Source organism: Halocatena halophila (assembly GCA_027563145.1).
Lineage (GTDB): Archaea > Halobacteriota > Halobacteria > Halobacteriales > Haloarculaceae > Halocatena > Halocatena halophila.
In genome coordinates this window covers 1,753,555-1,779,639 of sequence record CP071306.1, presented here as the reverse complement: position 1 = coordinate 1,779,639, position 26,085 = coordinate 1,753,555, and the positions used below count along the sequence as shown (strand labels likewise).

Genomic DNA, 26,085 nt, shown 5'->3' with positions numbered 1-26,085 from the left:
AAAAATCGGAAGCCAAGGGCCGGACTTGAACCGGCGTATAGTCGCTCTGCAGGCGACCGCGTAAGGCCAGACTCTGCCACCTTGGCGCTAGCTATGGATTTCGGATACAACGAGATAAGGGTAGCGATGTGGCAGTCGCTCTCCAAAATGAAAATAGCCCTGAGCAACGAAGCTGTTGCTCAAGGCAAATATGAATGAAGTATGAATGGAAAGGCGGCGAACCACCAGTAACAGGCGTCGACAGTCTGTTCGCTAATTCCACCGGGACGAACCCTGCGTGTACTATAGCTGGCAAACCTCGACCTGCACTTGGCCACCCTTGCGGGTCAGTTTTCCCAGAGGCTCTCGCACTCAAGTACTCGCTGGAACGCAGACGGGCTTATCTTCCGTGTTCGGGATGGGTACGGGAGTTGACCCCGCCGCTGTGGCCGCCTCAATGCCGATCTACGGAATCGAACCGTAGTCGAAGACCACGATCGGTGTATTACGCGTACGTGCAATCCAGTTTGCGCCCGGACCCGTTCTCGAGTCCAGTACGAATAAGTGGCTTTGATCAGTTAGTGCTCGCGGGCTGAACGCCTCGTTGCCTCGGCGCGCACACCCCAAGTCTATCGACCTCGTCTTATACGAGTGATCTCTGCGGTGTCTCTTTTCTATGTGGGTTTCGGGCTTAGATGCATTCAGCCCTTACCCCGTGTCGCGTCGCTGCCCGGCACATGCCCTTTCGGACAACCGGTACACGAGTGGCGACCAACCGTAGTTCCTCTCGTACTATACGACCGTTCACATCAGACACCAAACACCCCCAATAGATAGCAGCCGACCTGTCTCACGACGGTCTAAACCCAGCTCACGACCTCCTTTAATAGGCGAACAACCTCACCCTTGCCCGATGCTGCACGGGCAGGATGGAGGGAACCGACATCGAGGTAGCAAGCCACCGGGTCGATATGTACTCTTGCCGGTGACGACTCTGTTATCCCTAAGGTAGCTTTTCTGTCAGCCATTGCCCGCATCAAGCGGGACCAATGGGTTCGCTAGACCACGCTTTCGCGTCAGCGTTCCTCGTTGGGAAGAACACTGTCAAACCATCTTTTGCTCTTGCGCTCTGCTCCGGATTCCCGACCCGGATGAGATGGTCTTAGGGCGCGCTCGATATCTTTTCGAGCGCGTACCGCCCCAGTCAAACTGCCTGGCTATCGGTGTCTTCCTCCCGGAGTGAGGGTCACAGCCACTGACGGGTAGTATTTCACTGGTGTCTCGGTGGGCTGCTAGTAGCAGCTACCTGTGTAACGACTCCTACCTATGCTGCACATCAGCGGCCATGTCCCAGCGACAGCCTGCAGTAAAGCTCTATAGGGTCTTCGCTTCCCCTTGGGGGTCTCCAGACTCCGCACTGGAACGTACAGTTCACCGGGCCCAACGTTGGGACAGTGACGCTCTCGTTGATCCATTCATGCAAGCCGCTACTGAAGCGGCAAGGTACTACGCTACCTTAAGAGGGTCATAGTTACCCCCGCCGTTGACGGGTCCTTCGTCCTATTGTACTAGGTGTTCAGATACCCGCACTGGGCAGGATTCAGTGACCGTACGAGTCCTTGCGGATTTGCGGTCACCTATGTTGTTACTAGACAGTCGGAGCGTCTAGGTCACTGCGACCTGCCCCATTCCGGGGCAGGCATCCCTTATCGCGAACTTACGGGACTAAATTGCCGAATTCCCTAACGTCGGTTGTCCCCGACAGGCCTTGGCGTTCTCAGCCACAGACACCTGTGTCGGATCTTGGTACGGATGTTGTGCTTGCCTTTTCACGGGCTCTAGGTTGGTCTGAATTGCTCTGTCTCGACATTCGTCCGCTTCGTGCCATTACGGCTTCCACGGATTTCGACGATTCGACCGGGCGAAGGCCCGGCTCAGACGACCCCAAAGCGTCGGCGTTTACTGCACAACAGCACTGGAATATTAACCAGTTTCCCATTTGTCTCATTCGAGTTACGGTGAGACTTAGGGCCGGCTAACCCTCAGTTGACGAACATTGCTGAGGAACCCTTGTCTGTTCGGCCGTCGGGATTGTCACCCGACTATCGCTGCTACTATGGCCAGGATTTTCGTCACCGATCGGTCCATATGAAATCTATCCCATACTTCCACCCAATCGGAGCGCCAATCTACGGAATCACGTTCTAACACGTGTCGCTAGGTCTCGGTGGTGGATTTGAGCCCCGATCATTTTGGGCGCCTCGAACCTCGGCCGGTAAGCTGTTACGCTTTTCTTGGAGGGTAGCTGCTTCTAAGCTCACCTCCCGGCTGTCTAGGGCTCGAGACCACCTTCAAATCGCACTTAATCCACACTTGGGGACCTTAACCCAGCTCTGGGTTGTCTCCCTCATGGTGCACAGGCTTACCCCGCACACCGGACTCCCTGCATCCACGGCGTCTGTCGGTTTGGAGTTTGACAGGGGCACTGACTCCTCTCGGAGGCAGACACCCCAATCGGTCGCTCTACCCGACAAACTACCTTAGCAGAGGTCATGCTTCGACATGTTTCGATTGGAACCAGCTGTTACCGAGCTCGATGGGCCTTTCACCCCTACACGTAGATCACGGGAGGGTATTGTAGGACACCACCCCTAACAGGCTTCCACATAGCTTTCGCCATGCTTCACCTTGCCTACGCGTAGATCGCTCGGATTCGGGTCGTACCCATATGACTCCCCGCGCTTGAACACGGCGGCCCTTGCAATGCTGCGGCCTTGTTGGTTTCCCTGCGTCTCCCCCGATAATCGGGTTAGACTCGCCACATAGGTACACTCCCTGGCTCGTTTTTCAAAACGCACGATAAGACGTCGGCTCCGATCGATTCCTACAGTGGGGTCGCCCCCAGGTCGTTTTTCGATCGGCCTTCTACGCCCCATCGCTCTATCACCGCGTGATTTCAAGCCCTATTGCACCTCCTTTCTCAGGGTGCTTTTCAGCGTTCACTCACGCTACTTGTCCACTATCGGTCTCGAGTTGTATTTAGTCTTGGCAGTAGATGCCTGCCACATTGGCGAGGGATTTCCGACCCCCGCTACTCAGGGATCTGGTCCCCAACGGTGCTTCTGCGATACGGGGTTGTCACCCTGTATCACGCTCCATTCCAGAAGACTTCTCGCGGAAGCTCCGTTGTTGTTGACCAGCCCGTACACCACATTGCCCGAAGGCTTCGGTTTGGACTATGTCGCGTTCACTCGCCGTTACTAACGACATCCCTTACGGTTTCTTTTCCTGCCCATACTGAGATGTTTCAGTTCTGGACGTTCCCTATTGCGCGAAGCAATTGTTGTAGGGATTCCCATTCGGAGATCCTCGGTTCGACCCCTCCATGCGGGTTCCCGAGGCTTATCGCAGCTTGGCACGTCCTTCGTCGGCACTCGAGCCGAGCTATTCACCACGCGGCACAGTAGCCACGACGGTAATAATAACTGGAACCCGGAGAACGGGTCCAGTGAGCGCCTGGATTGCACGTACATACAGTCTCATCAACCACTCGGCGGTTTTGAGTGGTTATCGACCCTTCCCATCCTCGCTTGGCACGAGATGGTGCATCTGTCGTTACCCGAACGAGTGCTGAGTCCCACTTAAGGGAATCGATCTCGGTCGGGTGAACATGGACCCACTGGGATTCGAACCCAGGGCATCCTCCTTGCAAAGGAGGCACTCTCCCACTGAGCTATGGGCCCTACCTGTTAGCCCTGATAGTTCTGAAGTGCTCGGTTGGACGAACCGAACGTCCGCGCTGCAAATGTGGGCCAGGTCATCGACCTGGTCCCGGTCTGTGGAGGTGATCCAGCCGCAGATTCCCCTACGGCTACCTTGTTACGACTTAATCCCCCTTGCGGAGCCCAGATTTGACCATCGGAAATGGCCTCATCCGGACCCCACTCGGGTGATTTGACGGGCGGTGTGTGCAAGGAGCAGGGACGTATTCACCGCGCCCTGCTGAGACGCGATTACTACCGAATCCAGCTTCATGCGGGCGAGTTTCAGCCCGCAATCCGAACTACGACCAGGGTTAGGAGATTAGCGTCCCCTTTCGGGGTAGCATCCCATTGTCCTGACCATTGTAGCCCGCGTGTTGCCCAGCTCATTCGGGGCATACTGACCTACCGTTGCCCATTCCTTCCTCCGCTTTGGCAGCGGCAGTCCCCCTAGTGTACCCAACCATCGCGAGATGTTGCTGGCAACTAGAGGTGTGGGTCTCGCTCGTTGCCTGACTTAACAGGACGCCTCACGGTACGAGCTGACGGCGGCCATGCACCTCCTCTCAGTAGCTCGAGCAAAGACCATCAGCCTGACTGTCATTACTACTGTCGGAGCTGGTGAGATGTCCGGCGTTGAGTCCAATTAAACCGCAGGCTCCTCCGGTTGTAGTGCTCCCCCGCCAATTCCTTTAAGTTTCATCCTTGCGGACGTACTTCCCAGGCGGCTCGCTTCGCGGCTTCCCTACGGCACAGCGCAGGCTCGTAGCCTGCGTCACACCTAGCGAGCATCGTTTACAGCTAGGACTACCCGGGTATCTAATCCGGTTCGAGACCCTAGCTTTCGTCCCTCACTGTCGGATCCGTCTTCCTGAGGCGCTTTCGCCACCGGTGGTCCGTCCAGGATTACAGGATTTCACTCCTACCCTGGACGTACCCCTCAGGTCTTCCGGTCCCAAGCCGGACGGTTTCCGCTGGACGCCCACTCGTTAAGCGAGTGGATTTCCCAACGGACCTGTCTGGCAAGCTACGGACGCTTTAGGCCCAATAAAAGCGGCCATCACTCGGGCTGCCGGTGTTACCGCGGCGGCTGGCACCGGTCTTGCCCAGCCCTTATTCGTACACCGCCCTACGGTGTACAAAAGCGAGGACTATATGCCCTCGCACTCGGAATCCCCTTATCGCACTGTCGTGCAGTGTAAAGGTTTCGCGCCTGCTGCGCCCCGTAGGGCCCGGACTCGTGTCTCAGAGACCGTCTCCGGGTTCTCACTCTCATGACCCGTACCGATTATGGGCACGGTGGGCCGTTACCCCACCGTCTACCTAATCGGCCGCAGCCACATCCTACAGCGCCGGAGCGTTTCACGCTCATAGCATTCCAGCAGTAGAGCGCTATTTCGGATTATCCTCAGTTTCCCGAGGTTATCCGAATCTATAGGGTAGTTTGGCCACGTGTTACTGAGCAGTTTGCCACGGGTCTAAACCCGTGCGACTCGCATGGCTAAAGCGGATTCCGATAGCAATAGCCTCCGGCAGGATCAACCGGAATGTTGCCCCTCAAAATGAGGGGCGAGGCGGGATGCATGTCGCATCACCATCTATCGGACGTTCGGGAATACTCGACCAACCGAGTATCACCGAACTATCAGGGCTAACATCAGATCCCATCTGTACGGCGGACCGTAGGGGTGGAATCCTCATCTCCTTCGGATCTGATCGTAGGCCATTGAGGGTATTAAACCCATCGAAGGGCCCGCATCGACCGATCCAGGCAATGTCCGGATCCAACGGACATTGCCTCCGTCGTATTTAATCCGAATGCCCCTATATACATAAAGGCATCGGATCGAGTTCGAGTCCACAACGCAGACCCGATCTCGAAGCGTATTTCATCCGATCGCCCCTACATATTTAAGGGCGTCGGACCGAGGATTTCGACCCCCCGTTGGGGTCTTCATCTCGTCGTTCGCATTCTATCGGAATGGCACCACCACCTTAAGGCCGTCGAACTACAGGCGCTACGTCACGCGATTTCATGGATACCGTTTCCATGCAACCATATCCCAGACACACTTCGTTGGATACAGCAATGGCTGGGGGCAGTAATATTGCGCGGCTGGAGACCGGCTCCTCATCCCACGCACGTACGTATGGTCAAAGCGAGTGAGTGCCGCGCAGTTGTCCATTCGTGGTGGTCACTATTGGATCTTTGTGACCACCCCGTTCAGGTGAAGTGGCAAAAAATAACGTCCGACTGCAGGGTCCTAAATCTCCTCTAGATGTTCGATGCCCTGTTTCGAGACGTTCGCTTCTGTGATGCGGTCTGGCATCCAGTCAGGCTTATCATCAGGTGCAGGCTCTTCCCACGCCCAGCCTTCGTAGATGTGGACCTTCTTCGTGCCTTTTTCTCTGAGTTCGATCGGCGTTCGATCGGCGTCTTCCTCCGATGATGCCGGTTCAAGTCGACGGGCTGCTTTCAGTGCTGCCTGTCGTGGCGTTCGACCGGAGAAAACACTCGTCTCCTTTCCCCCCGTCTCACGAAGGGCGAAGTTTCGTTTGTCACTCGTACTGCGTGCCATGATTTTCACACCTCCATGTCACATCAGTACATACCGTCATATAACTGTATCCCCAAAATCGACAGCAGAGGCTCAATAACTTTATATACGAGTTTTGATGAATGTAATGAATCCGAAGAAACGACGGGCACGCCAGACTTATGTATATCGTATAGCGAAGATTGTAATACGATAGCGCGATGGTGCGAAAGAAAAAGCTCAGTCCGAGCGGCGCGAAAGACGAAAACGGCGAGTATCACAACGTTCACCTGAATCTCCACGAAGATGAACTGACGGTTGCCGGCATGGAGATCGGTGATGAGGTGTTCGTTCGCGTGCGTGATAACAAGATCATCATCCAGAAGGCGGATGAGGACGACGATCTCGAGCACGAATTCTGATGGATATCTACGACGTAGCAAAGCCACTTCTGTTTCAGTTGCCACCGGAGACAGCCCACGGTCTCATAACACGGGGATTGCGTGGCGCACAAACGCTGGGGCTCGATCGGGTCTACGCCGACCGGCTCACAGCGTCGGATCCACGACTGACTGTCTCGGCGTTCGGTCAGACCTTCTCGAATCCGGTGGGGCTTGCGGCAGGGTTCGACAAGAACGCAAAGATTCCGGCCGCAGTGGGGCGGCTTGGATTCGGCCACGTGGAGGTCGGGGGCGTGACCGCCGAGTCACAGCCAGGCAATCCTCGGCCACGACTGTTCAGATTGGCCAGTGATCGGGCGTTGATCAACCGGATGGGATTCAACAACGACGGTGCCGACGCGGTCGGTGAGCGGCTGTCGCGAACGCGCGTACCGGTGCCCGTTGGAGTGAACATCGGGAAGTCAAAATCGACACCCCTGGAGGATGCCCCCGAGGATTATCGATACACGTTCAATAGAGTGAAATCCAGCTGTGAGTACGTTGTCGTCAACGTCTCGAGTCCGAACACGCCGGGTCTCCGGAAGCTTCAGCACCGAGAGCATCTCACGGCGATTCTCGGGGCACTCGCCGAGGCCGGGGCAGACCCGCTGTTAGTGAAACTGTCGCCGGATCTCAGCGAGGACGCAATCGAAGACGCACTTGCGGTCGTCGACGAGCTCGATCTCGACGGTGTGATCACCACAAATACGACCACGGAGCGTCCCGAATCGCTCGAAAGCATCAACCGAGTCGAAATGGGGGGCCTTTCCGGCGATCCGATCGAAAAACGATCCACAGAAGCAGTCAGGTTCGTCGCAGAGCGAACTGACGTTCCGGTGATCGGCGTTGGCGGGATCTCCGATGCGAAGGGTGCCTACGCCAAAATCCGAGCTGGTGCGTCGCTGGTACAGCTTTACACCGGGTTGATCTATGAGGGGCCAACGATCGCGAGAGAAATCAACCGGGGGCTCTTGAAGCTGCTAGAACGCGATGGCTTCGATTCAATCGAAGCGGCTGTCGGCGTGGATCTGGAGTGATCGGCGCTACGGAATTCGTTCTGTGGTTCTCATAGCAGAGACGAGCACCAGCAGCGTGAATCCTGCCGCGCCGATGATTGCAACGAAGGCTACCATTCCGTGGGTGGTGTCCTGCCAGAGAAACGCCACGAGCCAGCTCGCAATCACCAGCCCCACCCACTCCAGTCGAGGGTAGTCAACGCTGATAAACTGGCCTGCAATCGTGAGCAGGCCAAGTATAGACCAGCAGCCACTCCAGAGCAAGACGGCCAGCTCGGAGAGTTCTGTGTCGATAAGTATGGCACCCAGTCCGAGTGCCAGCTCGGAGCCACCCCAGAACAGCCCGTCGATCCGTTCGGGGAGACTCGGCGGAGACGTTTGATCCATTCACGCCACACAACAGTTCCGAGCTGGAAAAATACCGCCTCTATGCCGACAGCGCCGCGAGATCGAACTCGAATCCGACGACCGGAAGCTCAAGGTCGTGCTCAACGAGCACACGAGGATGTAGTTCGCCAACCACGCCGGCAGGCTCGCCATCGAACTCGATCGTGGCCGTCCGGCCGTCGATGAAGCTAGGGTGCTCGGTGGCGGGCGTCGAGAGCGCGACGCCAAACGCGGTAGCGATCGCCTGGAGTCGCCCCCTTGCGTCCTCGTAGCTGGCGTTGGTCGCCCCTAGCACGCCTGCCACCGTCTGTCGCTCTGCCACCTTCGTTTCTACGGACTCATCGATGGTCGCGGCGAGACCAATCTCGGAGAGCGCCTGGGGATAGCGCCGATGCGTGTTATTTTCGAGCACTGTCAGCAACGATGGGAGCGCCCACGTGCGAACGATGGTGTACTCCTCGCTGTACGGTTCGACGATCGTCGCCGGCCGACCGCCTCCGACCACCGATTCGGCTGGTGGCTCGAGTCCCATCCGTTCGAAGCAATTCTCCACGTTGCTGAGATGGAAGTTCAGCATGTCCTCGAATCCCAGCCCGACGAGCGTCTCTCGAAGGGCGTCTTCGAGCTGGGTTCGATCGTGGGTGCCACCGATCGTGCTCACATCGGGATAACGAGGCTCGAGATCGTTGAAGCCATAGGCACGACCAACGTCGTCGACCAGATCAATTGGATGCAACACGTCGACGCGATAGGGCGGAATCGACACCTCGTACGCACCTGCCTCGTGGTCGGCGTCCAGTCCGGCACGCTCGAGATAGTCGATCACCTCCTCGGTGGACAGCGCCACGCCGATGACGGATTCGATCCGGTCGTGACTGATCGTCTTCTCTGTCACCGAACAATCCGGGCAGTCGAGTTCGGTGCCGTCCGGATACTCCACGGTTACACGCTCGACGCGCCCACCGCGTGCGTCAAGCGCATAGCAGATGATCGTACACATCTTGTCGATCGTCCACTGATCGGTGCCGGTGAGTTCGACGAACAGATCCCGAGAGTCCGTCGTGACCTCCGTGCGCTGGCCGTTGATCACTGGCGGGAACGAAAAGAGACCGATGTCGTCGTAGATCGCTGGATAGCGGTCCATCCCCGCGAGGAGGTCGGCATACTGCTCTCCGGTTGGATGGGTTTCGAGCACCGTCGCCGGTGTGGCGTCGGTTTCGCCGTCCAGCGGAACGAAGCGATCGCCCTCGGGATCAATCCCGCGATACGTGATCGATTTCTCGCGGTCAGTGGCGATCGATTCGCCCTTCATCAGCGTCAGGTCGTGAATGCCGATCGCGCCTTTCGCTCGGCCACGTCCCATCGTCGCATGGAGTTTCTCCTGCAGTTGGATCAACGACTCCAGACCGGCGTCGGTCAGATCGAGTCCCCGGACGACCGCCCCGGTGACGTACGGACGCTCGTCTGGAACGGACTCATCGACCGCAATCGTCCACTCCGGATCGTTCATCGAGGGGAGATAGACGCCCCGATCGGTCCCCTGCTGGTAGCGAAGCGACCGAGCAACGCCCTCGACGCTCAGCCGATCCAGACGATCCGGTGCGAACTCGAACTGTAGCTCACCGTCGTCCGTTTCACCCTCGAATTCGAGGCCGAGACCGAACAGCTGGGCTTTCAGTTCGTCGTCAGTGTCATCCGTGCTCGCGAGCCGGCGTAGTTCGTCCGTATCGATGTCGACGACTGGCATCAGTGGGTCACCTCCGCTGTCCGCAAGAAATCAAGGTCCGCGAGTGTTCCGTGGAGATCGCGGATGTCTTCAGCACCGGTCATGAGCATGGCAAGCCGTTCAAGCGCTAGTCCCCACGCCATCACGTCACACTCGACACCGAGCGGTTCGAGTACCTCCGGGCGGAACAGGCCGCTGTTGCCGATCTCGATCAGCTCACCCGTCGTTGGATGGTGTCCGAACAGCTCGAAGCTGGGCTCAGTGTATGGATTGTAATGTGGCTTGAACTGCACGTCGGTAATGCCGAATCGTTCGTAAAATGCCGTGAACGTCCCCATTAGATCTCGAACGGAGAGATTCTCGGCCATCACCCAGCCCTCGATCTGGAAGAACTCAAGCAGATGGGTCGCATCGAGCGTGTCGTTGCGATACACCTTCTCGACGCTGAAATACTTCTGTGGCGGTTCGAGCTCGCCGACCTGGTGGCCAGAGAGATAGCGCATCGACAGCGAGGTGGTGTGACCACGGAGCGCGAGTGCGCGGGCGAACTCCTCGTCCCACGGCGAGTGATATCCCTCGCTCTCTGCACCAATGCCATTTCGATGGGCGCGTTCGACCGCGGTGACCAACTCCTCTGGAAGTTCGTCGATCCGGTCAGGTTCCGCAAGCGCGAATCGATCCCAGTGTGTGCGTGCGGGATGGTCCTGTGGCATGAACAGCGCATCGTTGATCCAGAAGTCTGCATCCACGTGCGGACCGTCCATCTCCTCAAAGCCCATTCCGACGAGAACGCGTTTGACGCGGTCGCTGATCCGTCGAAGCACGTGTTTGCGACCGCTCGGGGTCTGTTCGGCGTCGGCCGCTACGTTGTATGGTGTGAACTCGACGGACTCGAACTCGCCGCTGGTGAGCAGCTCTGGGGTCACTGCGCCGACGGTGTCAGCCACGTCGATGCCCTCCATCATTGCGGTGACGCCCGCGTCGGTAAGCTGCACCGACCGATCGGTGCTCGATTCGCGCTCGATAAGTCCACGACGCTCCAGCGATCCTATTGGTGTGTCATCTTGTGGCTCGCCAGCTGCCAGCGCCACGAGCGCCTGTGCCTCGGCGTCTGCGTCCGGATCGGCGTCGGGATCAATCGAGATGACACCGGATTCGATCTGTCCATAGCCCTTTCTGGCGAAGTTCGAGAGCGCGATGTCCACGGCCGGCCCGCCAAGGTCGGCCGCCTGAATGAGATCGCCCATCGGTACTGGATCGGCGTCTGCGCCAGCGGTGGCTGCGGCCCGGTAGAGACGGCATTCGGGGAGTCCATCCCGTCGGTACTCCTCGCCCTCCTCGGTGAGCGAAACCGAATCACTCGTCGATTCGGTGACCGTGATGAGTCCGTGGTCTTCGAGTTCGAACGCTGCACGAGTGACGGCAGCTGTCGGTTCGTCGATGTCAGTGGCGATCGTTTCGATCGGCGTTGGTGCGGACGCACTTGCCGATTCGAGAACGTTGGCCTGTGTTTCTGGAAGTTGCATGGTGTTATCGTCGATCGTGTCGGTCGATCAGCGCACGTGATTACCGCGTGGGGCATCGGTTTCGAAGAATCGAGCTGGTTGTTGCTCGACCCCGCTCCACCGTCGCCTACGCGGAAAAGAAAGGACCCCTGGAGCCGCCGCGTGCTCGCAGATCGGTTCTCACCGACAGGGGTGTTTCTGCCATACGTGCCTGTGAACCATCGATGGAGAAAAGCGTTCTGGGTCGGACGTACGCCAACAGCCTCCCTAGGTGAGTTCGGCTCGTTTGAATCGCAGATAGCCGACCATTGGCACCACAACCGTCCAGGCAAGCTGAATCAACACGTAGTACCACCACTGATCGATGAGATCGTCGCCGGCGGGTGCAATCGCCTCGATCGCCGGATAGCTCTCGAAGACACCGGAGTAGATCACCCGCGTTGATCCGAAATACGCGTTCACCGGCGAAAGTCCCGCTACGAACTCGCGAGTCGTCTCTGAAACGGTCACTCCCAGCGTCGAGGCCACGGCGTCGATGAGCGTCTGCAACGAGAGGACCGGCAAAACCCCGCCCCAGAATCCAACCAGAACGAAATACGCGATGAATACGCCCATCATCGCCCGGGAACGTCGGTTCGTCATCGCCGAGATGCCAACGAACAGACCCGTGAGCGACAGGGCATACACCATCGAGACACCCAGGAACCACAGAAACCGTCCGGCGTCGGCACCGTTTTCGAACGTCACAGCCGCGATAATGAAGCCGACAGTGACACCGACGACCACGGTCGCCACGCCGATAACCGCCCGCGAGAGAAATGTGCCGGCAAGATACGCGGCCCTGCTGTTCGGAAGACCAAGGACATACTGAATCGTTCCCGTATCGACTGCACCGGCGACCGAGAGATAAGTCATCGACGCGATGAACAGCGGCAAAATGAACGCGACCAACGCCGATACGTCGAAAATCGTCCGATAGGCGTCGGAATAGATGTCGATCTCGGCGAGAAAAACGAGCCCGACCAGCACCGAGAAGACGCCGATCGTCCCTGCGATGACGTACGAGCGCCTGACGTTCCGAAAGTCGTCGCGAGCGACGGTGAACGTGCTCATTTTTCAACCTCTGTCGGTGGTTGGGTGGTTCCATTGGCTGCGAGTGCGTGCCCGTCCGACGCCGAGGTGTAGGCCTCGAAGATGGTTTCGAGCGAGCCGTTTTCGATGTCAATATCCAGCACCGTCGCTGCGTCGTCAAGCTGCCGGAGGATCTGCATTTTTGCTGTTGGCTTCGTACACCGGACGCGAACGCTCGTGTTATCGATCTGTGTCTCTGCAACGCCGTCGATGGCCTCGAGATCCACGCCAGTTGGCCGGTCTGCGAGCGTCACATCGATCACGGATTCGATCGAAAGCGTCGCGCGAAGATCCTCGACGGAATCGACCGTCTGGAGCGATCCATCGTGCAAGATCGCCACCCGATCACAGACTCGTTCGACCTCATCAAGGATGTGCGAGGAGAAAAACACCGTCGTCCCTCGGTCGAGTTCCGCATCGATGATCTGTCGCAGGCGTTTCACCCCCGTCGGATCGAGACCGGACGTTGGCTCATCGAGAATTAACAGCGCTGGATCGCCGACGAGTGCGACCGCAAGTCCCAGTCGTTGGGCCATTCCCTTCGAGTAGCCGCCCACGGCCCGCCTGCTCGCGGACGGATCCAATCCCACCCGCTCGAGAATCGTATCCGGATCGTCATCAGCGCCTTTTGTTTCGATTGCAGAGACAACGTGTTCGCGACCAGTCAGATTTTCGTAGGTGCCATACCCCTCCGGAAGAATCCCGATCCGCTCGCGGATGGCGCGTGAGTCTTCGGTTACCGAGCGTCCCAGCAGACGGGCCGATCCAGCCGTCGGCTCAAGAAAGCCTAACAGCATGTGGATAGTTGTCGACTTGCCCGCGCCGTTTGGACCCAGAAATCCAAAAACCTCACCTTCATGGACGGTAAGAGACAGCCCATCAACCGCGAGAACGTCACCGAACCGTCGGGTGAGACCATCGATTTCGATCGCGGGAGTGGAACTCAAGCGACATCACCACGTTCGAGACCGCTCCGTGGAGGAACCAAATCGAGGACCATACCCAAACTACCCCACAGTAGATAATAAATTATTCCATTATTAAATAAATCTGGAGTAGAAAACGAGAGTCAAGTCCGTATCTGTGCTGTTTGCGTGGTGCTACAGCCCAATATCCAGCGAATCGAGAAGTGGTTCAACCTCCTCACGTTTTTCCTGGTGGTCGTTGAGAAACTCGCGCATGAGTACTGCGGCCTGTTCTTTGCAGTCGCCACAGAGTCGCTCGCCGGTGACACACTCCTCGTAGACGGTTGTTGCCAGATCATCATCGTCGTCGGCCAACAGATACGCGTACAGCTCGTACACCGGACAGTCATCGGCTTCACCGCCGAGCTCACGCTGTTTCTCGGCGGTGTCGCGGCCACCGGTGGTCGCCGATTTTACCTTCTCATAGCCCGTTTGCGGGTCGTCGAGCAGACTGATGTGACTCGCCGGGATCGAGGATGACATCTTTCCACCCGTGAGTCCCGTCATGAACCGGTGATAGATCGAGGACGGCGGATAGAAGCCATAGCCGCCGTGCTCGACTTCGATCTCTCGAGCAAGTTCGTGCGCATCCGTTCGGCCGAGATCGAACGCGTCGATGTGTCCCTCATACACGCGTTTTTCGCCATCGATCGCATCGATCAGCGCCGTGAACGTCTCCTCGTCGGCGTTTCTATCCAAAAACCGCACCCGGTGTCTGAGCGGCTCTTTGCCCGCTGCACGAAGGCTCGATTCGAGTTCGGGCGCAGAGTACTGTTCGGCGACGAACTCGGCAGCCGCTTCACACCGAACGACCGCTTCATCCTCACCGTCGAGCTGTTCGTACACCGCACCAAGCAGCTCGCGGTTTGACTCGTCGGTCTCGAAGCTGGCATACGCCTCGGTCACTTTGAACGTACGCATGCGTGCTGCCAGATCCCGCGCGAGCCGGACGTGTGGATCCTGATCCGGGCCAACTGGAATCACCGTTGGCCGGGGCTCTTCGAGCTGTGGGTAGAGAATATCGGCCATCTGCGTGACGACGCTCTGCATGTGAGACACGTCGGTCTCGCCGTCGAAGCCATAGATTGCTTGGAGCTCGGAGAGATTCGTCTCGATCCCGAGCTCGAACGCCAAATCCTGGACCTCGCGGTTTTCTGATTGGCGATAGAGCTCTCCAGCTTCGGGGTCGAATCCAAGCGCCAGCAGAGACAAGATATAGTCACGAGCGTGAGTCTCGATCTCGTCCCAATCAAGCCCGCGTGCGGAGTGAGCCTCGAGATCCGCAATCAATGAGAATGCGTCGGCACCGTGGCGCTGATGCCAGATGATCTCATCGAAAACAAGCTTGTGACCGATATGCGGATCACCGGTCGGCATGAATCCCGAAAGAACCGCCGCATTGTGGTCTGCCATGCCTTCGAGTACGCGCTCGTACTCCCGGTGGCCGAAGATCACACCGCGTCGCATCAGATAATGGGGCTGTGACACTGAATCGAGCACGTCATCGAACGACTCGATGCCAAACTCCTCGAACAGCTTGCGATAATCTTCGACCGTCGAGGAGCCCCAGGGATCGAGCGCAACGTCGTCTGTGCCCCCGGCGGTCCCGCCATCCGTCCGTTCGACTCCGTCTGATTCGTCCATCGAGGCGTCGTGTTCGTGCCCGGTCATGGTGTGAGACGACTGACCGACCGCCAGTCTATCTCGCCTTTCGCGTCGGTCAGAGCAAAAACCATTCGCTTACGGACACCGTGGGCCATCCGCACGTCCAGCGCCAGATCCCGCGTCGACATCGCTTTTCCCGACGGACGGACGCGAACGAGATCGTTCGAGTGGGGCAGCGAACCAACGTGCTCGACGTCGTCGTACGTCCGGAAATCCGCGCCATATTTATAGCCCGTCTTCGGGACGAGCTGACGGTCTCTGAGTTCGCGATACACCGCCAGCCGACGGTCGAACCGGTCACCCACAACGGCGCGGCCTCGCTCGACGATGCCGTCCGTTCCCGCATCGATCCGAATGATGCCCGCATCGGCAAGATACGCCGCCTCGACCAGCGAGCACTGAATCGACAGCGGGTCGTCATCGTCCGATGGGCCATCACCGAGTGCCTGTCCGAAAAACGCCCGCTCGTACAGTTCCGACGGACAGTCCCACAACACCACGCGATCGGCGAGCAACATTCCCGGCACGTCGGCTGGAAGATCGTGAGCTGTCGAACCCGCCAGTGTTGGCTGTTCGACGCTGAAGTAGGTGATCTCGCTTTCTTCGTCGACAACCGCCAGCGTCCCCGAAAGCTCCGTCAGAGAGATCGGTTCGCGCTCGCCCACTACCTGCACCGCGTACTCGGTGACACCGTCCCAGGGGCCGTTTCCGCGCGGATACACGACGAAATCTGCTCGTTCAGCCACGTCCCGTCCGACCCACCCATCCCGCGCAGGAGACAGATAAAATCCACGCTCTCTGAGGTCCTTGTACACGAGAAACGGAACGAGCGCGTCCGTCGTCGCCAGAAACGACTGAAATCCCTTCCCATCCACTGCGTCGAGATCGCCACGATACAGCAGATGAGCGGCCTCGGCCGGCGACAGCGCGAGCCCATCACCCCGTGGATGACCGTACCCCCGACTGTCGTAAAACCGTTCGCGAGCGGGCGACGGAACATGTACCGTCTCCCCCTCCATCGAGCCGTGCATACCGCTACTGGACGGGCGACTGCCAAAGCCACTGTGATTGGGTCCAACGAGAACGAACCAGATACATTCCAAATTACCTTACACGTTAGATGAGCCACAAGACCCTTATATTTCTCCAATAGTTCAACTCTAATGACAGGTGATCGAAGATCGATACCCCGGCGGTCGGTGTTACGGACGACGGCAGTAGTGGGGGCCGGTTCGCTGGCGGGCTGTTTTGACTGGTCTTCGGAGGAAGGGTCGACGGAGCCGAACGATCGGCCCACGAGCAATCTGGAGCGTCCATCGGGGCCCTACGACGCACCGCGGCTTTCGGGGCCGCTTTCAGAGCGTCCAGAAAAGGGTTCTGCGCCGGGGCAAGAGTATTTCGTCACGCATCCTCCCGAACAGGGGACGCTCTACGTCTGGATCGGCAACGACTGGCACGCAATGGGTGTTTCGGGGCCAGACGGAGGGTTCCAGCGGACGAACGGCGTTCGACAGGCCGCACAGTTTGCGACTGACGGGCATGGAACGAAAGACGATCCATGGATCGTCGATTCGTCGGTGGTACCGGCCGGAGGACACGTTTCATTCGAGCCTGGACAGTTTCGCGCGTCGGGGCTGAAAACGCCGTCCGATGGCGACTACGAGAACGATGCGGTGTATTTCTCCGGTGCTGGCGTGCGAGCCACCGTTTTGAACGCCGCCCCAAAAGACGGCTCGGTAATCACGTTCCAGAGCGTCGAAAGCGGAAATTTCGGTGGCGTGAGCGATATGAGCGTTCTCGGGACGTTTCCGAACGGTACCAGATCGTCCGGCCACCTCATCGAGGGCGACGGCAACATAATCGACACGGTGTATGAGAATCTGATCGTTCGATACTCCTGGGGCGACGGGATGCGCCTCGCTGGCTCTACCTCAGGAACACGAATCAGAAACTGCTGGATCGAGAACAACCGGGGGTGGAACGTTCATCTCGGGACGGGCACCCGGCTAAAGATCGACAACTGCCACCTCATCAGTGCAAAGAAGGGCGGGATCTACAGCAACAACTCGACGAGTCAGTTCTCGAATCTCTCGCTGTACAACTGTTCGCCCGGCATCGAGCTCCAGGGCGTCAACAATGCCATCACCAACGTGTATGCCGAGGGGACGGCCGACGGTGCGGTGTTCCGCGAGCGATCGGTGAGCGGCAACGTCGTCTCGAACGCGACGGTCAAAGACTCACAGCACGCGGTCGTTTCCGGCGCTAGCCAGTCACAGTACTCGACGATACGCGCCACGAACATTGGTGGCTCGGTCGTTCGGCTCACGGGATCGAACACGGTCGTCGATGGGCTCGCCGTCGATGGCTTTGGAACGAAAAAGCAAAGCGCACCGGCCATCAGACTCGATGGAACGGAACATCACGTTTCGAACGTCCGACTCGGTGGCGCAGACGGGAGTCGTGTCAGTGCGCGAATTGCGGGTGCAAAAAACGTGCTCTCGAATGTGGTCTGTCAGGGCGGTCGTTCCTGGCAGCTCAGGGTCGAGGACGGCGCTGTCGAGACGGTACTCTCGAACGTGCAGGGCCTAACACGCGATGGCCTCCGGGATAACGGCACCAGAACGCTGTTCAACGGTCAGGCCACCAACAGTGGCGATCCTTCAGCAAGCGGCGAGTGGAACGGACACGCCGACTACGCACACGCCACGGGAGCACTCGTCTGGAACACGGCAGTGTCGCCGTGGATCGGCTACCGGGCAGACGGCGCTGGAAACTGGAGTCGCGTAACAAGCGGGCTCTAGACCACACGAACCTCTTTTGACTCGACAACCGGCACGAGCGGGAGCTCCGGAAAGCTCACGGTGATCGTATACTCGAGCGTTTCGACATCGCCGCCGAACACGCCCACCGGAACCGTCGTCTCGCCCAGATATGTGGTCGTATCGGTCATCGAGACGTCGTTGACGGTGACGGCGATCGACGCACGTGCGCTGCCGGCAGTCGTCTGAATCGTCACTTCGCGGAGATCATTCTCGCCCGCCGGGACCGTTTCTGGAAACGCCCCCCAATCGATTTCGACCGCCGGCAACGAATGAGCGCTTTCGAGCACACGCTGGGCGACGCCATCGGAGAGTCCGGCATCGACGAGTCCTTCAAGGTCGGCTGCTCGAACGTCCGCTGGCGTCGACAGTCCAGCTCTGGCGAGCGTCTGTGCGCGACCGGTGCCAACGCCATCGATCGCGGTTAGCCCGACCGCATCGTCGCTGATTGCGTTCTCGATGCGGGCTTCAACGCGGCGGGCGACGTTTGCCGCCGGCGGATCGCCGAATCGATCCAGAAACGCGCGCAGTGCCGCAAGCAACCGAAGCGCATTGTGTCGAATCACCCACGCGTCGCTCTGGAGCGCGCTCGGTGTCGAGCCGCTCATGCTCGATTGCAGGATAGCAAACACTTTCCGGTGGCTCAAATCGGTCAGTCCAGGCTGTCCGGACACGACGGCTGCAATCGCTTCGCGCTCGCTCTGTCGTGCTGCCACGCTGTCGAACTCGCTCGCGCGGGCGATCGTCGCCAGCACATCATCAGCGTCGATCGCAGACTGCTCGGCAAGTCGAGAGAACGTTCGTGCCGTCGGCAATCGAAGGTAGAACCGAGAGGTGAGCTGGCCGAGCGGCGTCGGTTCGATTTGTCCATCGTCGTCGATCGTCACAAAGCCGTCGTCGGCTACGGTTTCGAGCGTCTCCACGGCGATTTCGCGCAGCTGGTCTGCATCCGCTCGGGTTGTATCGGCAGTTGTTCGAACGAAATAAAACGTCGTTTCGAGCCACGACACAACGTCGGCCACGTTATCGACCGTCTCCAGGGCAACCTCGGCGTTCAGATGCGCGGGCAGATCCTCCGCGAGACGGGATTCGATCGGCTTGCCGTCTGCAAGCAGCGTTCGGTATCGGTCGGCGTCGGCCTGATCACAGACCACGTAAGCGTAGCCGGCGTCGTCGTAGCCGGGCCGACCCGCACGACCGAGCATCTGCAACACGTCCAGCGGACTCATGTCCACTTCTCCTTCTAGGGGATCGTGGAGCTTCGTGTCTCGAATGACGACACATCTGGCTGGCAGATTCACGCCCCACGCCAGCGTCGAGGTCGAAAACAACAGCTGGATCTTTCCTTCGCGAAACCAGCGCTCAACGAGCGTCTTATCGTCGGTCGATAGCCCGGCGTGGTGAAACCCGACGCCGTCGAGTACTGACTTTCTGAGCGTTTCGTTCGAGAGCTGCTGGGTCTCGGTGTGAAAATCATATTTGCCGCGGGCACCCATCGGGACATCGCGCTGGGCCAGTTCGTCGCGGGCTTTCTCTGCGGCCTGGCGCGTATCTGAGCGCGATGCCACGAACACGAGCGCCTGGCCCTCATCCCGGATGTGTGGCTCGGCAAGATCGAGCGCGCGATAGAGCCGGCGATACTTGTCTGCAAACGGATTATCGCCGTGTGTGTACGTCTGGACAGACGCCGTCAGCGGAATCGGCCGATACTCCTCATCGAATGTAAATGTTGTTTCCGGTGGCGCATCGAGCCACTGAGCGACCTCATCGACGTTCGCCATTGTCGCCGACAGCGCGACGATTCGTGGCTCACAGAGCCGTCGCAGCCGGGAAATCGTTACCTCAAGGACGCTCCCTCGTCGTTCTGAGTCCAGCAGATGGACCTCATCGATGACACAGCAGTCGATTTCGGTGATAAACGAATAGCGCCCCGAGTCGTGTTTTCGTGTCGCAGAGTCGACTTTCTCCGGTGTCATCACCAGAATGTCGGCGCGTTCGGCCCGGCGGGGATGTAGTTCGCGCTCGCCGGTTACGACGTACACCGAAAAGCCAAGCTCCTCAAACCGTTCCCACTCGCGCTCTTTTTCGTTCGTCAGCGCCCGCAGCGGCGCGATGAACAGTGCCGTGCCGTCACGGTCAATCGTTCTGCAGATCGCAAGCTCTGCAAGCGCGGTTTTTCCAGACGCGGTTGGTGCACTGACGACAACGTTGTCGTCACGCTCTAAGATCCCGCTGATCGCCGTCGATTGCATCCGATTAAACGACTCGAACGGAAACGCGTCGGCGAATTTCGGAATCCGCTCTGCGACGTTCACAGACGAGAACGGACGCGATGGGTCAAAGGAATTTCTCATTCTGCCTGCGGTGGGGTGTACTCGATCGAAATCGTCCCACGATCGGTTGAATCCTCCGCGACGACCTCCTCCTGGTGAACGATGGAGACGGTAAGTGTCTTTCTGGGATGTGCAGTCGCCCATACAGTCACAGTGAGCTTCTGTGGCTGTTTCATATCGACATTGATCGTCGTCTCGCCGTCGCCGTTGATCTCCTCAGAGTAGCTACCGGCAGCAAGCCGTCCAGACCAGGTGTGGTCGAACTGAATGGCTACCGTCAGCGTGATCGGTTCGTCCGTCCCCGGCGTTTGTGTCGCCGTTGGTGTCGGTGTCTGGGTCTGTGTCGTCGTTGGTGTCGGCGATGGCGTCTGGGTTGGGGTTGGCGTCGGCGTCGAAACCACCGTCCGTTCTTCCCACGCCGTCGAAATCAGCGCAGATTTCTCCAGCGATCCGCCGAGATGCTCTCGAACCCGCTCGTTCGAAAGCGTCCACGTATACCACCGATGGCCCTCAGCATTCACCACGAACTGTGCGTTTCGTGGCTCATCCTTCGTACGAACCAGGTCTAAAAACGCACTCAGAAACACTCGAAACAGTCGTTCGTGTGTCTGTTGGCCTGCAGCATACGTGATCGTCACCGACGATTCGGTCATCGACAGCTCCCAGTCGCCCTGATAGCCCCCAGCCTGGAGCGACTGCTCGTACGACGAAACGAACGCCTCCTGTGAAAGCGGCGTAGACGTTCGTGTCAGCGAGGTCGTTTCGGTTGACGTGTCCGTCGGCGTCCGGGTTGGAGATCCTCTTGCCGGTTGTAATTCCACCTTCACTGGCTCGGCCCTGGTCTCGGCGTTCGACTGGCCGGTCGGCGACTCCCAATCGGAGCTCTCGGCCCACACACAGCCAGATAGCATGGCCGTTAGCGAAACCGACCCCGCGATGAACCGCCGGCGTCTCATTATTATACCGAGACGGAATCAAACAATATATCTTTTGGCATATATTTTGCTGTAATTCATTGCCTGGATCAAGCCACTACAGTTTGGAATTTCAACGCCGGCCCCCGAACAGACCGACAGACAGAACGGTTGCACACCCACCCTGGTCGGTGATCCACAGGCTTTACCCGCCGAAGCACTACGATCCAGTATATGAGTCGTGCGCGAAAGCCCGACTGGTTGAAGATGCGGCCGCCATCCGGGCGTCGCTTCACCGAAATCAAGCAGGTGCTTCGTGAGCACGATCTGCACACGGTGTGTGAAGAAGCCAACTGCCCGAATCTGGGTGAGTGCTGGAGTGGTCGCGACGGGCCAGGAACAGCCACCATCATGCTGATGGGTGATCGGTGTTCACGTGGCTGTAACTTCTGTGACGTGCAAACGGGCGGAATGGAGCCATTAGATCCCGACGAACCAGAAAACGTTGCCGCTGCGATTGCCGAGATTGGCCTGGAGTACGTTGTTTTGACCTCGGTTGATCGGGACGACCTTCCGGATCAGGGGGCCAATCACTTCGCCGAAACCATTCGCGAGATCAACGACCGACACCCAGAGACGCTTATCGAAGTGTTGATCCCGGATTTTCAGGGCGAAAAGCGGCTGATTCAACGGATTATCGACGCCGGACCGGATGTCATCGCGCACAACATCGAAACCGTCGAACGGCTCCAGTGGCCGGTTCGTGACCGACGAGCAGGCTACGAACAGTCGCTGTCGGTGCTCTCGACTGTCGCCGATCGCTCTGATATCTACACCAAAACGTCGCTCATGCTTGGCGTCGGCGAGTACGATCACGAAATCTACCAGACGCTCGGTGATCTCCGAGAGATCGACGTGGACATCGTCACGTTCGGACAGTATCTCCAGCCCTCCAGACGGCATCTTGAGGTGACCGAACACGTCCATCCGGACAAATTCGACACGTACCAGCAGATCGCACACGAAGAGTTCAACTTCGCCTACTGTGCGAGTGGCCCGCTCGTCCGCTCTTCGTACCGGGCGGGTGAGCTGTTTATCGAATCCGTCCTCAGGGATGGTGACGATGTTGCGGCCGCTCGACGCCGAGCTTCTGCCGACGGGAATTCAGCGTAACCACGACACACCGATTGGCGTTCTTCGACGAAGCTGAGTAGTTGGTGAGAACCACGCCACGATCCGGCCGGAACCACCAGGTGTGAACGGATCGAATCTGACGAAACCAACGCCGGTAAGGCAAGAATAGCAACGAAGAAAAGATTTTTACGAAAACACTATACGGTCTGCGGAAAAGTTTCGAGTATGGTACGGAGGGAAGTATGAGTACGTTACAACGCGACCCCGACACGCGAGTGGAGATTCTCGACGAGGACGGCCGCGTCCGTGACGGGGCCACAGTGCCCGACCTCGACGAAGCACAGCTCGTGGAGATGTATCGCGAGATGCGACTGGGTCGGCATTTCGACCAGCGCGCGGTGAGTCTCCAGCGACAGGGTCGAATGGGGACGTTCCCGCCAATGTCGGGCCAGGAGGGCGCACAGGTTGGCAGCGCCCACGCGCTGAGAAATGACGACTGGATCATTCCGTCCTACCGCGAGCACGCTGCCGTCTACGGCAAGGACGTTGGACTCGCCGAGACCCTACAGTACTGGATGGGTGATGAGCGCGGCAACCAGATGGACGGCAAGCCAGTGTTTCCAGCAGCCGTTCCGATCGCCACGCAGATTCCCCACGCGACGGGACTGGCCTGGGCGTCGAAGCTAAAAGACGAAGATCGAGTGTTTCTGTGCTACTTCGGTGATGGGGCAACCAGCGAAGGAGATTTCCACGAGGGGCTGAACTTCGCCGGCGTCTTCGATACCCCATCGATTTTCTTCTGTAACAACAATCAGTGGGCGATATCCGTCCCCCGAGAGCGTCAGACAGCGAGTCAGACGATCGCCCAGAAGGCAACCGCCTACGGCTTCGATGGCGTGCAGGTTGATGGAATGGATCCGCTTGCCGTGTATAAAGTAACCAGGGACGCCGTCGAGAAGGCACGAAACCCCGATGGTGATGCGCCACGGCCAACGTTGATCGAGGCCGTCCAGTATCGATTCGGCGCACACACGACCGCGGACGATCCGAGCGTCTACCGCGACGACGAGGAGGTCGAACAGTGGAAAGACCGCGATCCGATCGACCGGCTGGAGAAGTATCTTCGCGCGGAAGGAATTCTCGATGACGAACGGATCGAGACGATCACCGACGAGATCGAAGACGAGGTGGCTGAGGCAATCGAGGCGGCCGAATCGACCGAGCGGCCGGATCCCGCTGGGATCTTCCAGCACGTCTTCGATCAACAGCCAGCACGGATTGCAAACCAACAGGCCGCGTTCGAGCGGCTTCGTGACCGACACGGCGACGAGGAGCTTCTGGAATGAGCGCAAACGACACCACAGAGACGGACGATCTGACGCTCGTACAGGCAGTTCGAGACGGACTGTACGGTGAAATGGACCGCGATGACGAGGTCATCGTCATGGGCGAGGACGTTGGCAAGAACGGTGGCGTGTTCCGCGCGACCGAGGGCCTCTACGAGGAGTTCGGCAACGATCGTGTGATCGATACGCCGCTGGCCGAATCCGGGATCGTCGGAACAGCCATCGGAATGGCAGCGTACGGTCTCAAGCCGGTGCCCGAAATCCAGTTCATGGGGTTCATCTACCCGGCATTTGACCAGATCGTTTCGCATGCCGCTCGCATTCGGACCCGATCGCGCGGTCGGTTCACCTGTCCGATGGTGGTTCGCGCACCGTATGGCGGTGGGATTCGTGCCCCAGAGCATCACTCCGAATCCAAGGAGGCGTTTTTCGTACACGAACCCGGACTGAAGGTAGTCGTTCCTTCGACGCCACGAGACGCCAAGGGACTGCTCGCCGCATCGATTCGCGATCCGGATCCAGTCGTCTTTCTGGAACCAAAGCTCATCTACCGGGCGTTCCGTGGTGACGTGCCGACCGAGCCCTACACCACGCCGCTGGGTGAGGCTGCCGTCCGCCGCGAAGGATCGGACGTTTCGGTGTTTACCTGGGGAGCGATGGCTCAACAAACCGTTGAGGCCGCCGACCAGCTCGCCGGCGAGATCGACGTGGAGGTCGTCGACCTCCGGACGCTTTCGCCGCTCGACACCGACGCTATCGTCGAATCGTTCAAAAAGACCGGCCGAGCGGCCGTCGTTCACGAGGCACCAAAGACCGGCGGACTCGCTGGAGAGATCACCGCAACCATCCAGGAAGAAGCACTACTCTATCAGGAGGCACCGATCAAGCGAATCACCGGCTTCGATACGCCGTTCCCGCTGTACGCGCTCGAGGATTACTATCTTCCAGAGCCAGCGCGGATCAAAGACGGCATTCGAGAAGTCGTAGAGTTCTGAGGATGACAGACACGCAGCTACCCGCATGACATACGAGTTTGAACTACCCGACGTTGGAGAAGGCGTCGCAGAAGGCGAGATTGTCAGCTGGTTGGTGGAGGTCGGCGATGCGGTGACCGAAGACCAGCCGGTTGCAGAGGTTGAAACGGACAAGGCAGTCGTCGACGTTCCCTCACCGGTCGATGGCAGCGTCGCAGAGATACGCGCCGACGCCGGTGAGATGGTACCGGTCGGTGATGTGATCATCGTCTTCGAGGAAGAAGGCGAGGAGACGGCCACGGACGAGGAAAAATCGGACGTTCCAGATTCGACCGGAGAGTCAGAGACCGAATCTGAGAGCGAGCGCGTGTTTGCCCCACCCAGTGCGCGGCGACTGGCACGCGAACTCGACGTGTCGATCGAGGCCGTCGAGGGAACGGGCCCGAGCGGACGCATCACAACGGCAGACGTGCGCGCACACGCAGAAACTGATGAGAGCAGTTCGGAGCCGACCCAGGCGATCGAGTCGGTCGATACTGACAGCGTGCCAGAAACCAGCGCAAGCCGCGAGACGACACTCGCCGCGCCGGCGACTCGGAAACTGGCCGCTGAGGAGGGAATTGATCTGAACGCCGTCCCCACCGATCAAACACAAGAGGGCGAGGCGTTCGTCACGCCAACGCAGGTTCGCCAGTACGCACAGTCACAGCAGGCCGCTCAGGCAGCCGATGTGGCTGCGATCGGCGCGCCGAGCGAGCGCGAAGAGCGGATTCCCTACCGAGGGGTCCGGCGCACGATCGGCAAGCAGATGGAGGCCTCGAAGTTTACTGCACCGCACGTCACCCACCACGACGAGGTCGACGTGACGCAGCTGGTCGAACGGCGCTCAACGCTCGCCGAGGCTGCAGACGAGCAGGGTGTCTCGCTCACCTACATGCCGTTCGTGATGAAGGCAGTCGTCGAGGGGCTCAAGGAGTTCCCCGCACTCAACGCAACGCTCGATGAGGACGCAGAGGAAATCATCCTGAAGCATTACTACAACATCGGCGTCGCCGTCGCGACCGACGCCGGGCTGATGGTGCCGGTCGTCGATGGCGTCGATCGAAAAGGGATGTTACAGCTCAGCTCGGAGATGAACGAGCTGATCGAGAAGGCACGCGATCGATCGATCGCGCGCGAGGAGATGCAGGGCGGCACGTTCACCATCACCAACTTCGGAGCGGTGGGAGGCGAGCACGCCACGCCGATCATCAACCATCCCGAGTCGGCGATTCTCGGGCTGGGTGAGATCAAAGAAAAGCCACGTGTTGTCGACGGCGAAGTCGTCGTTCGCTCGGTGATGGGACTCTCGCTTTCGATTGATCACCGGACGATCGACGGTGCCACCGCCGCCCAGTTCGCCAACACGGTCAAGCGCTATCTGGAAACGCCGGAGCTGCTACTACTGTAATCT

General features: G+C 58.9%; 17 protein-coding genes, 2 tRNA genes and 3 rRNA genes. 7 read left to right on the top strand and 15 right to left on the bottom strand.

Annotated features, from left to right (window positions below; translation table 11 throughout):
• Positions 1–10: 10 nt before the first annotated feature.
• The 6 genes from JXQ78_RS09470 to JXQ78_RS09445 all read right to left on the bottom strand — a co-directional run bounded on the left by JXQ78_RS09470 (position 11) and on the right by JXQ78_RS09445 (position 6,319).
• Positions 11–86 (bottom strand) — tRNA-Cys (locus JXQ78_RS09470).
• Positions 87–316: 230 nt separating this feature from the next.
• Positions 317–436: ribosomal RNA gene (gene rrf, locus JXQ78_RS09465) — 5S ribosomal RNA — on the bottom strand.
• 102 nt (positions 437–538) lie between these two features.
• A 23S ribosomal RNA gene (locus JXQ78_RS09460) occupies positions 539–3,455 on the bottom strand.
• A gap of 195 nt (positions 3,456–3,650) precedes the next feature.
• Positions 3,651–3,722: transfer RNA gene (locus tag JXQ78_RS09455), tRNA-Ala, on the bottom strand.
• Between the two features lie 96 nt (positions 3,723–3,818).
• Positions 3,819–5,289, bottom strand: a 16S ribosomal RNA gene (locus tag JXQ78_RS09450).
• The 16S, 23S and 5S rRNA genes sit together here with 2 tRNA genes alongside, the layout of an rRNA operon.
• A gap of 715 nt (positions 5,290–6,004) precedes the next feature.
• A complete protein-coding gene (locus JXQ78_RS09445; RefSeq protein ID WP_330630516.1) occupies positions 6,005–6,319 on the bottom strand; it encodes a non-histone chromosomal MC1 family protein in 315 nt (104 codons plus the stop codon).
• 179 nt (positions 6,320–6,498) lie between these two features.
• Between JXQ78_RS09445 and JXQ78_RS09440 the strand changes: the two genes are divergently transcribed.
• Both JXQ78_RS09440 and JXQ78_RS09435 read left to right on the top strand, forming a co-directional pair.
• Entirely contained in the window at positions 6,499–6,699 is a 201-nt protein-coding gene (locus tag JXQ78_RS09440; RefSeq protein WP_330630515.1) for a hypothetical protein, read from the top strand.
• Positions 6,699–7,754, top strand: coding sequence for a quinone-dependent dihydroorotate dehydrogenase (locus JXQ78_RS09435; protein ID WP_407934017.1), 1,056 nt, complete (start codon positions 6,699–6,701; stop codon positions 7,752–7,754). Before JXQ78_RS09440 ends, JXQ78_RS09435 begins: the two co-directional genes overlap by 1 nt.
• A 6-nt stretch (positions 7,755–7,760) precedes the next feature.
• Here the strand turns inward: JXQ78_RS09435 and JXQ78_RS09430 are convergent, their stop codons facing one another.
• From JXQ78_RS09430 to endA, 7 genes are all read right to left on the bottom strand, one after another.
• Positions 7,761–8,120 carry a hypothetical protein gene (locus tag JXQ78_RS09430; RefSeq protein WP_330630514.1) on the bottom strand — a complete coding sequence of 120 codons (360 nt, stop codon included), beginning with the start codon at positions 8,118–8,120 and terminating at the stop codon, positions 7,761–7,763.
• 40 nt (positions 8,121–8,160) lie between these two features.
• On the bottom strand, positions 8,161–9,867 hold the full coding sequence (gene pheT / locus JXQ78_RS09425; RefSeq protein ID WP_330630513.1) for a phenylalanine--tRNA ligase subunit beta: 1,707 nt from the start codon (positions 9,865–9,867) through the stop codon (positions 8,161–8,163).
• Positions 9,867–11,372 carry a phenylalanine--tRNA ligase subunit alpha gene (gene pheS / locus JXQ78_RS09420; RefSeq protein WP_330630512.1) on the bottom strand — a complete coding sequence of 502 codons (1,506 nt, stop codon included), beginning with the start codon at positions 11,370–11,372 and terminating at the stop codon, positions 9,867–9,869. Before pheS ends, pheT begins: the two co-directional genes overlap by 1 nt.
• A 246-nt stretch (positions 11,373–11,618) precedes the next feature.
• Positions 11,619–12,464 (bottom strand): ABC transporter permease, encoded by an 846-nt coding sequence (locus tag JXQ78_RS09415; RefSeq protein WP_330630511.1) that lies wholly within the window; start codon positions 12,462–12,464, stop codon positions 11,619–11,621.
• The gene (locus JXQ78_RS09410; protein WP_330630510.1) at positions 12,461–13,429 is read right to left on the bottom strand and encodes an ABC transporter ATP-binding protein; all 969 of its coding nucleotides are present in this window, start codon (positions 13,427–13,429) and stop codon (positions 12,461–12,463) included. The genes JXQ78_RS09415 and JXQ78_RS09410 overlap by 4 nt, the downstream gene beginning before the upstream one ends.
• A 153-nt stretch (positions 13,430–13,582) precedes the next feature.
• Positions 13,583–15,118 (bottom strand): tryptophan--tRNA ligase, encoded by a 1,536-nt coding sequence (locus JXQ78_RS09405; RefSeq protein WP_330630509.1) that lies wholly within the window; start codon positions 15,116–15,118, stop codon positions 13,583–13,585.
• Complete coding sequence (gene endA, locus JXQ78_RS09400; protein ID WP_330630508.1) at positions 15,115–16,143, bottom strand: tRNA-intron lyase; 1,029 nt, start codon at positions 16,141–16,143, stop codon at positions 15,115–15,117. The genes JXQ78_RS09405 and endA overlap by 4 nt, the downstream gene beginning before the upstream one ends.
• A gap of 132 nt (positions 16,144–16,275) precedes the next feature.
• Between endA and JXQ78_RS09395 the strand changes: the two genes are divergently transcribed.
• Positions 16,276–17,913 carry a right-handed parallel beta-helix repeat-containing protein gene (locus JXQ78_RS09395; RefSeq protein ID WP_330630507.1) on the top strand — a complete coding sequence of 546 codons (1,638 nt, stop codon included), beginning with the start codon at positions 16,276–16,278 and terminating at the stop codon, positions 17,911–17,913.
• On the opposite strand, the gene JXQ78_RS09390 is transcribed toward JXQ78_RS09395, so the two are convergent.
• Together JXQ78_RS09390 and JXQ78_RS09385 are read right to left on the bottom strand one after the other, a co-directional pair.
• Positions 17,910–20,246, bottom strand: coding sequence for a DEAD/DEAH box helicase (locus JXQ78_RS09390; RefSeq protein ID WP_330630506.1), 2,337 nt, complete (start codon positions 20,244–20,246; stop codon positions 17,910–17,912). The genes JXQ78_RS09395 and JXQ78_RS09390 overlap by 4 nt on opposite strands.
• A gap of 35 nt (positions 20,247–20,281) precedes the next feature.
• The gene (locus JXQ78_RS09385) at positions 20,282–21,220 is read right to left on the bottom strand and encodes a hypothetical protein (RefSeq protein WP_330630505.1); all 939 of its coding nucleotides are present in this window, start codon (positions 21,218–21,220) and stop codon (positions 20,282–20,284) included.
• A gap of 183 nt (positions 21,221–21,403) precedes the next feature.
• On the opposite strand from JXQ78_RS09385, the gene lipA reads away from it, so the two are divergent.
• The 4 genes from lipA (at position 21,404) to JXQ78_RS09365 (ending at position 26,082) form a co-directional block, all read left to right on the top strand.
• A complete protein-coding gene (lipA, locus tag JXQ78_RS09380) occupies positions 21,404–22,351 on the top strand; it encodes a lipoyl synthase (protein ID WP_330632817.1) in 948 nt (315 codons plus the stop codon).
• Between the two features lie 203 nt (positions 22,352–22,554).
• Positions 22,555–23,658, top strand: a complete 1,104-nt coding sequence (pdhA, locus tag JXQ78_RS09375; protein ID WP_330630504.1) for a pyruvate dehydrogenase (acetyl-transferring) E1 component subunit alpha — start codon at positions 22,555–22,557, stop codon at positions 23,656–23,658.
• Complete coding sequence (locus JXQ78_RS09370) at positions 23,655–24,653, top strand: alpha-ketoacid dehydrogenase subunit beta (RefSeq protein ID WP_330630503.1); 999 nt, start codon at positions 23,655–23,657, stop codon at positions 24,651–24,653. Before pdhA ends, JXQ78_RS09370 begins: the two co-directional genes overlap by 4 nt.
• 25 nt (positions 24,654–24,678) lie before the next feature.
• Positions 24,679–26,082, top strand: a complete 1,404-nt coding sequence (locus JXQ78_RS09365; RefSeq protein WP_330630502.1) for a dihydrolipoamide acetyltransferase family protein — start codon at positions 24,679–24,681, stop codon at positions 26,080–26,082.
• Positions 26,083–26,085: the final 3 nt, after the last annotated feature.